The 12,623-nt window shown below is 44.8% G+C and carries 13 protein-coding genes; 12 read left to right on the top strand and 1 reads right to left on the bottom strand.

Going from position 1 to position 12,623, the window contains the following annotated elements; all coding sequences use genetic code 11:
* The first annotated feature begins 28 nt into the window (after positions 1-28).
* The 4 genes from ACE3MZ_RS04485 to ACE3MZ_RS04500 all read left to right on the top strand — a co-directional run bounded on the left by ACE3MZ_RS04485 (position 29) and on the right by ACE3MZ_RS04500 (position 3,248).
* On the top strand, positions 29-496 hold the full coding sequence (locus tag ACE3MZ_RS04485) for a VOC family protein (RefSeq protein WP_411345290.1): 468 nt from the start codon (positions 29-31) through the stop codon (positions 494-496).
* 368 nt (positions 497-864) lie between these two features.
* A complete protein-coding gene (gene nrdF / locus ACE3MZ_RS04490) occupies positions 865-1,833 on the top strand; it encodes a class 1b ribonucleoside-diphosphate reductase subunit beta (RefSeq protein ID WP_411345291.1) in 969 nt (322 codons plus the stop codon).
* A gap of 377 nt (positions 1,834-2,210) precedes the next feature.
* On the top strand, positions 2,211-2,897 hold the full coding sequence (locus ACE3MZ_RS04495) for a helix-turn-helix domain-containing protein (RefSeq protein ID WP_411345292.1): 687 nt from the start codon (positions 2,211-2,213) through the stop codon (positions 2,895-2,897).
* 24 nt (positions 2,898-2,921) lie between these two features.
* Positions 2,922-3,248 carry a thioredoxin family protein gene (locus ACE3MZ_RS04500; RefSeq protein WP_411345293.1) on the top strand — a complete coding sequence of 109 codons (327 nt, stop codon included), beginning with the start codon at positions 2,922-2,924 and terminating at the stop codon, positions 3,246-3,248.
* 79 nt (positions 3,249-3,327) lie between these two features.
* Here ACE3MZ_RS04500 and ACE3MZ_RS04505 read toward each other — a convergent pair whose 3' ends face one another.
* Positions 3,328-3,768 (bottom strand): GNAT family N-acetyltransferase, encoded by a 441-nt coding sequence (locus tag ACE3MZ_RS04505; protein WP_411345294.1) that lies wholly within the window; start codon positions 3,766-3,768, stop codon positions 3,328-3,330.
* Positions 3,769-3,919: 151 nt separating this feature from the next.
* Here ACE3MZ_RS04505 and ACE3MZ_RS04510 point away from each other — a divergent pair, with 151 nt between their 5' ends.
* The 8 genes from ACE3MZ_RS04510 to ACE3MZ_RS04545 all read left to right on the top strand — a co-directional run bounded on the left by ACE3MZ_RS04510 (position 3,920) and on the right by ACE3MZ_RS04545 (position 12,608).
* Positions 3,920-4,306 (top strand): GntR family transcriptional regulator, encoded by a 387-nt coding sequence (locus ACE3MZ_RS04510; RefSeq protein ID WP_411345295.1) that lies wholly within the window; start codon positions 3,920-3,922, stop codon positions 4,304-4,306.
* Positions 4,299-5,204, top strand: a complete 906-nt coding sequence (locus tag ACE3MZ_RS04515) for an ABC transporter ATP-binding protein (RefSeq protein ID WP_411345296.1) — start codon at positions 4,299-4,301, stop codon at positions 5,202-5,204. Before ACE3MZ_RS04510 ends, ACE3MZ_RS04515 begins: the two co-directional genes overlap by 8 nt.
* Positions 5,158-6,768, top strand: a complete 1,611-nt coding sequence (locus tag ACE3MZ_RS04520; RefSeq protein ID WP_411345297.1) for a hypothetical protein — start codon at positions 5,158-5,160, stop codon at positions 6,766-6,768. Before ACE3MZ_RS04515 ends, ACE3MZ_RS04520 begins: the two co-directional genes overlap by 47 nt.
* Before the next feature lie 11 nt (positions 6,769-6,779).
* The gene (locus ACE3MZ_RS04525) at positions 6,780-7,229 is read left to right on the top strand and encodes a hypothetical protein (protein ID WP_411345298.1); all 450 of its coding nucleotides are present in this window, start codon (positions 6,780-6,782) and stop codon (positions 7,227-7,229) included.
* A 478-nt stretch (positions 7,230-7,707) separates the two neighbouring features.
* Entirely contained in the window at positions 7,708-8,430 is a 723-nt protein-coding gene (locus ACE3MZ_RS04530) for a polyphosphate polymerase domain-containing protein (RefSeq protein WP_411345299.1), read from the top strand.
* 2 nt (positions 8,431-8,432) lie between these two features.
* Positions 8,433-9,170 carry a DUF4956 domain-containing protein gene (locus ACE3MZ_RS04535; protein WP_411345300.1) on the top strand — a complete coding sequence of 246 codons (738 nt, stop codon included), beginning with the start codon at positions 8,433-8,435 and terminating at the stop codon, positions 9,168-9,170.
* A 186-nt stretch (positions 9,171-9,356) separates the two neighbouring features.
* On the top strand, positions 9,357-11,318 hold the full coding sequence (locus ACE3MZ_RS04540; protein ID WP_411345301.1) for a CotH kinase family protein: 1,962 nt from the start codon (positions 9,357-9,359) through the stop codon (positions 11,316-11,318).
* Positions 11,319-11,753: 435 nt separating this feature from the next.
* A complete protein-coding gene (locus ACE3MZ_RS04545) occupies positions 11,754-12,608 on the top strand; it encodes a rhamnogalacturonan acetylesterase (RefSeq protein WP_411345302.1) in 855 nt (284 codons plus the stop codon).
* Positions 12,609-12,623 lie beyond the last annotated feature (15 nt).

A 12,623-nucleotide genomic window follows, 5' to 3' on the forward strand; every position in this document is an offset into this window, starting at 1 on the left:
TATCATACCGACAGAAAGTGTGCATACTATGATACAAGGTATTTTTGAAACGCATATTAATGTAAGTGATGTACAAGCGTCCGCCCGGTTTTATGAACAACTGCCAGGCGTTACTCTTTTGCATAATGATACGCAGCGCAAAAGCCGTTTTTACTGGATCGGTCAGCCGGGGACTTCCATGTTGGGCATCCGTGAAAACTATCCGTCTCCGCTCGTACAGCGCCAGCATTTTGCGTTTACCACGGATGTGGAGACATTGTATACCGCTGCGGATGAGCTTGCTCAATTGGGCATTGCTGCTCAGAATTTTTACGGTGAATCGGTGCAGGATGCCGGTGAACTGATTGTTTTTCCATTTATGCCTGCGGTTTCGATCTATTTTGCCGATCCTGATGGTCACTCTCTTGAACTTCTTGCTATGCTGCCGCATCCGGCACGACCGGAGCAGCCGCTAATGACATGGGATGAGTGGAACCAACGGCAAGCTCAACAATGAGCAAGGAACGAAGGTTTGGATAGGTCAATGGCTGAATCCATATCATGATTGCATTTCAATACAGCTTGCATTAGATGCACCTCACGGGCATTCACGCTCAAGGCTTCTTTTGCAGGCTGTCCTTATGCTGCGCGCAATATGTTACGCGTCAGTCGCCTACATTATTGTTCGTCATTCGCTGTGCTGTATCCGGCAGTTGTGCATTCGTACATAACGGTTCACCGTCCGATTCGGGCAGACACGATATGACATTTACGCTTATAGATGATATGAAATGAATAAATTCAAGCAAGACTGTATGGAGATATTGTACAGGATATATCGCTGGATCTTGTGAGCCAGCCTATTACGAAAGGGGCATACAACCGATGAGTGAGCCAATCAAAGCGGTAAACTGGAACCGTCCAGACGACGATTTTACAATGATGTTCTGGAACCAGAATATTATGCAGTTCTGGACGGATGACGAGATTCCATTATCCGACGACAAAATGTCTTGGATTCAGCTGACCGACGCCGAGCGCGAAACGTACATGAAAGTACTGGGCGGTCTGACCCTGCTGGATACGATTCAAGGCGGCATCGGCATGCCGCAAATTCTGGAGCATGTAGACGGTCTGCAGCGCAAAGCCGTACTTGGCTTTATGGCGATGATGGAGCAAATCCATGCCAAATCGTACAGCAGTATCTTCACAACGCTGTCCTCGACCGAAGAGATCGACAACATCTTCAAATGGGTCGAAGAGCATCCGCGCCTGCAACGCAAAGCGGAAACGATCCGTCAGTACTACACCAATATCAACTCACCCAAAGAGCTGTTCTTGGCGATGTCTGCATCGGTTCTGTTAGAGAGCTATCTGTTCTACAGCGGCTTCTTCTACCCGCTCTATCTGGCAGGTCAAGGCAAAATGACATGCAGCGGCGAGATCATTGACCTGATCCTGCGCGACGAAAGTATCCACGGCGTATACGTGGGCGTACTGGCGCAAGAGATCTACAACGATCTGGACGAAGACGAGCAAAAAGATGCATACGAGACGCTAGAAGGTCTGTTCCGTTATCTGCATGAGAACGAAGAAGGCTACACGGCGGAAGTATACGACACGCTTGGTCTGACCGAAGAAGTGAATGTATTCCTGCGCTACAATGCGAACAAAGCGTTCATGAACTTGGGCTTTGACCCATTGTTCCCGGACGAAGAAGTCAATCCAATCGTGTTCAACGGTATCAGTACCCACACGAAGCAGCATGACTTTTTCTCCAAAAAAGGCAATGGCTATGTGCGCGCGATCAACGTAGAGCGCCTGACTGATGAAGACTTCAAATTCGATTTCTAAGCCAGTCAAACAGAAACAATCACGTTCCAACCTAAACAAAACATCAACGCCAGCCGATAAATATAAAGCCGGTTACAAAGACAAGGCGTAGAGATGTATAGAGAGATAAAATAGAGATATACAAAGGTTTGTATTGCAAAAGGGGATTTAGAGAAGGCTGCTTTGCCACGCAGGGGTGCGATGGCAAAGCAGCCTTCTTACGTATGTACTGTTTGCATGAATAATTACTGCTACGATGGAATTCAACCGACTCAACTATTGGTTGAGTTAAAGGATTCAACGGATAGGCGATGTTCAGTTAACTCTGTTTTACATATGATTAAGTGGAAGTGCAGGCATGGCATTTTACAAACTTAACTGATGAAAGGATGATTACGATGGAAATGTTTGAATCACGCAAAGATCATATACTTTCAGAGCAATTGCTACGCCTGCGTAAACAGCATCACATGACTCAGGAAATGCTGGCAGAACGTTTAGGTGTTACTTTTCAAGCAGTTAGCAAATGGGAGAATGGGAATAGTTACCCAGATATTATGTTGCTACCGCATATTGCTGATGTGTTTGGCGTTACACTGGATGAATTGTTTGGACGCTGCTCTACTGAATCAGTCTTGATAGCCGATGTAGAGAATACTGTATATCAAGAGCAAGAATCGACATTTAAACAAGACATACCTTTTCAGGCATCATATGACGTCCATGATCATAGGAATGCAGCAAATGTAGACTGGCCAGATGACCAACTATTACGCATCGTCATGTATCGCGGTCAGCAATTGCTAGATGAGCAGCATGTCAAAAATAGCGAAGTTATTGTGCATTACCGAGGAGAGCCTCTAAATGTATATAGTCATTTATCGATCCAATGCGGAGATGTACTAGGTAGCGTAGATGCGGGTACACATTTACAATGCAAAGATATTCACGGTAATGCTTCAGCTGGCAGTGATTTGTATGCGGATGACGTATTTGGAAATGTGCAAGGCGGGCGCGATGTGCAATGTAAAGATGTTACTGGAAGCGTCATTGCAGGTCGCGACCTAGTTTCAAGAAAAGAATAAAATCTGAGGAAAAAGGAGAACGATATGCAATCATTCAACTGCGCTGAACAGATTGACCAGCTGCTGCAATCCAGTCTGCTCACTATCATGCTGTTTAAAACGAAACATTGCAGCGTTTGTGAAGCGGTACAACCGCAGTTGGTTACGCATTTGCAGCAATATCCGCATATCGGCAGTGGATATCTGTATATGGAAGATGCACCGGAATTGGCTTCGGCGTATATGATTTTCACTTCGCCGGTCGTATTGCTGTTTTACGAGGGCAAGGAAGTGTATCGTGCAGCTCGGTTTATCCGTTTTGCCGAGTTGGATCAACAGCTGCAACGGTACAGTTCGTTGTTGGATAGCTAATGAATGTGCTGGAGACAAGGTGGATGTATTCGATCACTACGATCTGTTGGTACAGTAGTAGGTCTAACGATTATGGGATCTAAAGCATCCGCTCCATAATCACATACGCTTTGTCGCCTTTTTGAAAAGTTTCCGCTGTAGGACGCAATCCGAACGTTTCGTAAAAGGCGGCTTTTTCCGTGCGTGCATTGCAATACAGCCGTGATATACCTAGACGCTCCGATTCCTGCACGACAAAGGCAAGCAACTGACTGCCATAGCCGCGCCCCTGACATTCGGTTCGAGTAGCAAATTTGCGAAATTGAGCTTCGTTGCCATTTACAAATAGCGAAATGACGGACACCGGATGATCATTGGACTCCTCTGTAAATAAACCATAATGGGTGCCATCTGCATCATCTGCCAGCTTCACATAATCCAGCTCACGATCCGGCCACATCACCTCATGACGCAGCTGCCACACCTGTTCTATGGGTACAATCTGAATGTGAGTCGAATGAGAATTGGAACGGTTATACATGAAAAAACTCCTTCGTTTGCACAGAATATATTGAGTGTACAATGCACTGTCGTCTCATTCAACATCCATTTCATGGTAAAAATAGATTGACATATCAAATCAACTGTACTAATAATAGTAATACAGTTAGTACAGTGAAAGGAGGCAGAGTATGTTTGAACTGGATATACGCAGCCGCAAGCCCATTTACGAACAACTGATGGACAAAATCAAAGAGCTGATCGTATACGGCGTACTCAAGCCGGATGAGCAATTGCCATCCGTGCGTTCACTGTCCACCCAGCTTACGGTGAATCCGAACACGATTCAGAAGGCGTACCGGGAGCTGGAGCGGGAAGGCTACATTTATTCACAAGCCGGGAAAGGCAGCTTTGTCTCGCCGGTTCAGCATCAGCCCAATGCGTCACAGATGGAAGAGATGAGGGGGAAACTGTTAAAACTGTTTGCTGAAGCGATCTATCTTGGTTTTACACAGGAGGATATGGAGAAGCTGTATCGGCAGGCGATGGAAGAACAGAGGAGGGAGCAGGATGATTGAGATCAGCGGACTTCATAAGAGATTTGAGGAAGAAGCAGCGGTGCAGGATATTAGCTTGACCGTACATAAAGGTTCGATTTTTGGTCTACTTGGCTCCAACGGTGCAGGCAAGACGACATTATTGAAAATGCTGGCAGGCATTTATCGCCCAGATCGCGGTAGCATTACACTGGATGGTCAGCCGGTGTATGAGCATCCGGCAAGTAAACAGCGCATGATCTTTTTAGCGGATCAGCCATACTTTTTTGCGCAAACAAGCATTACGCAGATGGCAACATTTTACCGCTCAACCTATACCAGTTGGAGCGAGGAACGGTTTCAGCAATTGGCACCGGCATTTGCCAGCATCAGCCCCAAACGGAAATTGCATCGTATGTCCAAAGGCATGCAGCGGCAAGCATCGTTATGGCTCGCTCTTAGCTGTAAGCCAGATGTATTGATTCTGGATGAACCGATTGACGGACTTGATCCGGTGATGCGCCGACAGGTGAAGAATCTTCTGTTCCAAGAGGTCGCCGAACGAGGGCTGACCGTTGTCATCTCATCGCATAATCTGCGCGAGATTGAGGATATGTGCGATCATGTCGGCATTATGCACGAAGGACGTCTATTGCTGGAAAAAGAACTGGATGACCTCAAATCCGATACACACAAAATCCAAGTTGCTTTCCGCGATGAGCGTCATCAACAGGCGATTAGCGGATTGCTGGACATTGTCCATCGCGAGCAGCGCGGAAGTGTAGGCACGTATATTATCAAAGGCACGGTGGAGCGGATTACCGAAGTGGTGCAGGTGTACCAGCCGTATGTGTTTGATGTACTGCCGATGACGCTGGAGGAGATCTTTATTTATGAAATGGGGGATGCCGGTTATGACGCACACATCATACTTCTTTAATCGGGGCATCTGGTGGTATGCTTTCAGACAAACAGGCTGGTTGGCAGCATTGTACTGGGTTGCGCTTATTATGGTCTTGCCATTCCGTTTGATTAATAAAGAAAACAATATTAATACAATCAATGCAGGGGTCTCTACAGTCAATCATTTATATGAATATGATATATCTGGCGATTGGCAAACTGCTGTTTTGATCGTATTCCCATGTTTAATTGCAGTATTTTTGACGCGTTATATGCAGCATCGTAAGTCTAATGACCTCTTCCATAGCTTGCCTGTAAAACGGCACCATTTGCTTTCGGTTCATCTGATCGTGGGAATGATTATGCTAAGTGTTCCCGTCTGGTTGACGGGATTGATTTTATGGCTGATGCGTTTTAGTCTCAAACACATATATTTTGGAAATGTACAGATCATTGAATGGATAGTTTCTACCAATGTAATCATGCTACTTCTTTTTTCTTTTACTATGTTAATCGGTATTTGCGTTGGACAGTCGATTTTGCAGCTTATTGTAACCGGAGGACTGTTGTATTTACCTTCTGTTTTGTCCAATTTGTTTGATCTTCATTTCAAAATGTTTTTGTATGGTTATGTGGGAAATAATATATTTCACGATAGCCCGGCATTTTGGTCGCCTATATACCGAATTAGCAATCTGAATTATTGGGCATTGGAAGCGCGCGAAGGCTGGATGTATGTATTGTGGTCGATTCTGTTTGTTTTATTAAGCTACTGGTTATATCGTATGCGACCAGCAGAAAGTGCTAGCGTTTCTATCGTATTCCGGTATTTCAATCCGCTCTTCCAATTTGGCATGACACTGACGATTTCTTTAATGATTGGTATTCTTTGTAAAAGCCTGATTGTATCTAAACCAGTGATTGTAATTGGGGGATACATAATCGGAGCTATTATTGGTAGTATAGTTGCTGATATGATTATTCGAAGAACTTGGCAAATAGCAGATAAATATATGCTTAAGCAATTAAGTATATACGGAGTACTGACATTACTTGTATTATTTTTTTCGGTATCAAGTTTAAATGGTTTCGCATCCAGAGTACCGGAAGAAAACAATATTCAGAGTGTATTTGTAGGAAGCGATTTGCAAATGGATCTATATTCATTTGAACGGGCAACAAATGGAACGAATATCTCTCAGCAGTTAAATTCAAATGTATTTTCCAATGATCATTCTTATATTGAAGCAGTTATTGACCTACATCGTATTCTTGAACAAATGCGACCTAACGAGAATGTAAGTGAACAGGATATATATCACTTAGGTAATGATCAACAGTATATTCAGATTGCATATCAACTGAAAGATGGAGATTTATTGACTCGCAAATACTCATTCTCATTTGATGAATACAAAGCCTATATTTTACCTGTAATTAATCAATTTTCGTATAAAAGAAGTTATTACTCACTAGATGAATTAGAATCTTATTCTGAGAATATACAAGTTGTAAATCCTGATCTAGTTAGAACAGCTAATAATAATGGATTATCGCTACTGTCGATAATCCAAAAGAAATCAAAGAACTTAAAGCATTAATTATTGAGCAGATGGAAAATATAAATGATCCTTGGCATCATGTGGTTCTTGGAAATAGCCTAGATTTCCAAATTAGTATACCTGACGGTTCACCGGGAAGCTATGTTATAAAAACATACTCATGGAGTCCTGATAATAAAAAGTTATACAAGTGGCTAAAATCTAAAAATTTACTTTCTGATGCGACATCAATACAAAACATCCAAGCTATCCGTTTATTGCCAACATCAATATCCAATAATATTGGATACGATGAGCTATTTGAGCAAAATAAATCAAAAGTAACAACGATAACAAATCCTGTTCTTATCAAAAAATTACTCGATCATAGCGAATCGAATTACAGAGAAATTGATGATAGTTACATTCTGCAACTTGAATTTAAATCCAAAATTAAAGCGTATCGCCAGTTAAGAAGTGCCGATATTACACCAGAGTTATACTCTATCATATCGCGCTAATTATTATAACTGGAGGGACAGGTTAGTAATTAATTGCTCTAAATAAAAACAAATTAGCCATAATCCAATAACGATTCGCCCCAAATATCATAACTAGCAAAACCAAAGCAACAAACTATAACAGCAATACATCCAAGCAACAAACCCAGCCCCACCCTGTCCCTACCTCACCCGAAAAGCCCTGCTGTCTCGCCAACAACGAGCAGCAGGGCTTTTCCCTATGCTCTATTACACGATTTCCCACCACATTCTCCGCCCCTCTCTTTACAAGCCATTCTATCCCATAGTCCCATCCTTCCAGCTCAACAATTTTTCAGATCTTTATCTAATTTTACAGATCTGTTCATAAAGAGTTCAAAATACCTATTTATAATCAGAATTGTTAACGGGATGTAAAATCTACGTAAAATACAATCCCGACTGGACAAGCGGCGACTGCTCATTTCAAAGCAGTTGAAACGGGAAAGGAGAACAACAGGTGTACTATCCCCGAACGGATTTGCAGTATCGTCATGAACTGAAGCATTACGTCAATTATCATCAGTATTTTATGATTCGCCAGCGGCTCAAAGGCATTCTCAAGCAAGATACCAATGCCAATGAAGCCGGAGAATATTTGATTCGCAGCCTTTACTTTGATGATGTAAACAACACAGCACTGCATGAGAAGCAGGGCGGTGTGCGCGACCGTGTGAAATACCGGATTCGCATTTACAACGGCAGCGACCGTATTATCCATTTTGAGAAAAAGATCAAAATGAACGAATACATCGCCAAAGTAAAAGAGTCCATTACTCGCGAAATGTACGACGAGATGCTGAAAGGCAACTACGAAGTATTCAATATTCCGGAGAAACCGCTGTTGTATGAAATTTATCATGCAGCCAACAATGTGCTGCTTCGTCCCAAAGTCATCGTCGATTATGTGCGTGAGGCGTACACATCGCCACTGGGCAATGTGCGCATTACCTTTGATAAGTATCTGAAAACCGGGCTGAATAATGTGGACATTTTTGATCCACAGCTCGCTATGGTAGATGCGATCGACAACAAGCATTTTGTGCTAGAAGTGAAGTACGACGAGTATTTGCCCGATTACATCAAGACGGCATTACAGCTCGAAGGACTGATCCGGCAATCGAATTCCAAATACGTCATTTGTCGCAAGCTCGGCAAAGAAAACAACTGGGAGGACCAATAAACATGGCAACAACGACAACCGTCGCAGCAGCGGCAGCGAATAATACTACAGATTCCACCACAGCAACAAACTTCTCCGATATCGTCAAAAATTCGGTGCTGGAGAGCTTCTCCACCGATATCAGCATCACGCATATCCTGCTCACGATGGGCATTTCCTTTTTGATCGGATTGTTTATTTATTTCCTGTACAAACGCGTCTTCAGCGGCGTGTTATATTCCAAAAGCTTTAACATTTCTCTCGTCGGTATGGTACTCGTTACGTCGATGGTCATCATCGCGATTAACTCCAACCTCGTGCTCTCGCTCGGTATGGTCGGTGCACTGAGTATCGTTCGTTTCCGTACCCCGATCAAAGACCCGACTGACCTGATCTTCCTGTTCTGGGCAGCAGCTGCGGGTATCGTAACCGGTGCAGGGTTCTACACACTGTCGATCATCGGTTCCATCATCGTCGGTATCGTTATGTTCCTGTTTATCAAAGGCTCTTCGTTCGAAACGCCGTACCTGCTCGTTGTGAATGCACAAGGCGATGAAGCGGAGAAAACGGTCAACAGCAAGCTGGATTCCCTCGTAAAACGTCACAATGTTAGACAGAAAACAATCACTGCCGACAATATCGAGATGACAATCGAAGTTCGTCTGAAAAACAACGAACCTACATTTGTTAACGAAATTAGCCGCATCAGTGGCGTGAAGAATGCTGTTCTGATCAGCTACAATGGCGACTACGTATCCTAATATCCATCGCAACAATTGAAAATAACAGGATAAGCGCACGGTCATTCGTCAGCAATTTGCGTAACGATACTGTAGCTTATCCATGAACTGAATGAATGTCGTGAAGATTCCCTGTAGCTATCGTCAATGGATACAGGGAATCTCATGTTATGAACGTATATCCATCTTGAAACTGGCGGTGATCTAGTGAAGTGGGCATTAAAAGTAACGCTTGCGTTCAGCCTGTGCATGGCCGCGGTACCGTGGTCATCCCTGCAACAAGCGAATGCAGCAACAGAAACAGAGCAAGCGGAGCAATCGTCCAATGTATTTATAGAAGATAAAGTGGTCGATGTGAAGATTACCATTGACTCCGATGATTTCCAGGATATTCTGGACAATGCAGCTGATGAGAAATATTACGGTGCAACCGTCGATTATAACGGCAAAGTGCTGAACAATGTCGGTATCCGTGCCAAAGGTAATCTGTCATTGCGCAGTGTTGTGCAGATGGATGATTCCGACCGCTACAGCTTCAAGCTGAGCTTTGACCAGTACATTTCTGGACAAAACCTGTACGGTTTGGACAAAATCAATCTGAACAATGGCTACAGTGACGCCAGCTATATGCGCGAGTTTCTGGCATATGAGCTGTCCGAAATGCTCGGCTTGCCAACACCGAAGCATTCCTTTGTCCGCGTCTATGTGAATGGCGAATACAAAGGGCTGTATCTGGCGGTAGAGCAAGTAGACGAGTCGTTTATCGACAGTCATTATACCGATACAACTGGTACATTGTACAAAGGCATCATGACTGGTAGCGGTAGTGATCTGCAATGGATCGACGACGATGCTGACTCCTATACTGGCTTGGAAGTGAAAACCGACAAGCAGGATAAGGATGCACTCATCAACATGCTGGACAAGCTGAACAATGATGCGACCACACCGTATACCGATTATCTTGATGTGGACAGCATTTTGGAATATCTGACCTTGAACGTAGTGACGAATAATACCGACAGCTACATCGGGCAGAATAAGCAGAACTATTATCTGTATGAGCACGGCGGCATCTTTAGCATGATTCCGTGGGATTACAATATGGCGTTTGGCGGTCTTGGCGGTGGAGGCGGCATGGGCGGAGGCGGTGGTTTCCCTGGCGGAGACGCAGACGACCGTACCGACAACGGTGCCGATAACACCAATGCACAAACCAATACAAACGGTCAAAATGGAGCCGATACGAATAACGCTGCAAATACAACGAACAATACCCAGTCGACTGGTAACGCAGCAACCAACGGTAATACTGCCGCAGCCGATACGACTGCTCAACAAAAAACAGATAATACCGCAGCAGGCAATACAACCGATGCTGCAAAAACGAACAATGCAACGAATAACACGAACGCAGCCAATGATAATACGACTGCAACTAATGGCGACAATGCCAATGCAACAAATGATGCCAACACAAATGCAGCGAACGGCGATAACGCGAACGCAGCAAATGGTGACAATGCAGCCGAAGGTGACAACGGTGGCGGCAGTTCCAGCTCACTGATGATCGATGAGCCAACGAGTGGTGCACTGGCAGAGCGTCCGCTAGTAGCAAAATTGCTGGCTGTCGACGAATACAAAGCCAAGTACCATGAAATGATCCAGACATCGATCGACAAGTTCCTGAACAACGATACATTCACGGCAAAAGTGAAAGAAATTCAGACCATGATCGCAGCCGATGTCAAAGCCGATCCAACGTCATTCTACACGTACGATGAATTTGAATCCGGCGTGCAATCGCTGATCGATTATAACAAAACGAATGTTGAGAATTTGCAAGGTCAATTGGATGGCACAATTGCATCGTCTGGTGACGGCTCCGGCAGCGGGGGCGGCATGGGCGGTGGTGGCGGACAAGGCGGCGGTCCTGGTGGACAGGGCGGCGACCAACAAAATGGTGGCGGTATGCAACCACCTAGCGGCATGGGCGGAGGCCCTGGCGGTGGTGGACAAGGTGGCGGTCCCGGTGGCGATATGGGTGGCTTCGGTGGCGGTCAGCCAACCGTAAATAGCAGTTCGCAAGCGATGTATACAGCTATAAGTATCGGCGTGCTCGTACTCGCAATGGGCTTCGTCTTGATCTTCCGACGCAAACGCATTTAAGATCTCAAAGCGGAATGATGATACAAATCTCATGATGGCGATTATGGTGATGATACAAGCCGAATGATGCTGGCAATAGTACGTATCCTTTCATACTTGTAGCCACATAACACATGAGACAAACATCTACGAAATTGAGTCAATAGACATGATCCATTCCAAAAGAAGGCGGCATTCGTGCTTGCCTTCTTTTTGCTATTGCTGCTATCGATCTTGGAATGAATAACTTCTCTTCCTCGTCTCAATCTCAACTCTGGCAGACTGAACGTCGTAAAACTATGCGGAAAAATGGCACAACAATACGGAAATTCACACAAACAGCACTGATTTTTAACCAAACACCACGGTTTTGTGAATAACAGCGAATCTAACATCCAGCTATGATGTTTTATGTAAGCGCTTTATAATTTGAGAAAAGAAAGGATGATCTTGCGCATGTCCATGTTGAATCTACGCAAAACCCCTCTTTTCCTGATTGGTCTGTTTACATTGCTTGGCTTTTTGTTTGGAGGGATGTCTGGCACTATCCAAGCATCTTCCGGTCAACCTAACGGTACAACAACAGTCGCCGCACAGCATGATGCTACTGTCGTAGCTAACGAAACGGCAGCGACTGTAACGACCGTCTATTTGGCTGGCGATTCGACCGTTCAAACGTATCGTTCGTCCCAACAACCGCAAGCAGGCTGGGGTCAGATGATAGGTAGCTATTTTGATAGTGGAGTTGTCATTAGTAATCATGCGATTGGTGGACGTAGCTCGCGTTCCTTTATCGAGCAAGGGCGGCTGGATACCATTCTGAATCAGATTCAGCCGGGTGATTATCTGATGATCCAATTTGGACATAATGATGCAGATACGAAGCCGGAGCGCTATACACCGGTGAATGATTACCGCAATTACTTAAAACAATACATTGACGGCGCACGCAGCAAAGGCGCCAATCCCATTCTGGTCACTTCTGTCTCGCGTCGTGACTACGATGCCAATGGACAATTCAAAACGAGTTTCCCCACCTATGTACAAGCGATGAAGGAAGTTGCTGTAGAAACGAACACGCCGCTACTTGATCTGAGCGCCCGTAGCGTCGCCTTGTACAATCAGGTCGGTGTAGAAGGCACGAAGTCGATTTTCCTGCATGCCGCTGCTGGCATCTATCCATACTTCCCGGATGGAGTCGCGGATAATACGCATTTCCAAGAACAAGGTGCAGTACGCATCGCCAGTCTAGTTGCTGACGGGATTCGCGATTTGCAGCTGCCGCTTTCTGCGCATCTTTTGCCGCAATGATCGTCATAAAATGCT

The sequence above is a fragment of the Paenibacillus sp. WLX1005 genome, assembly GCF_046603685.1.
Classification (GTDB): Bacteria; Bacillota; Bacilli; order Paenibacillales; family Paenibacillaceae; genus Saccharibacillus.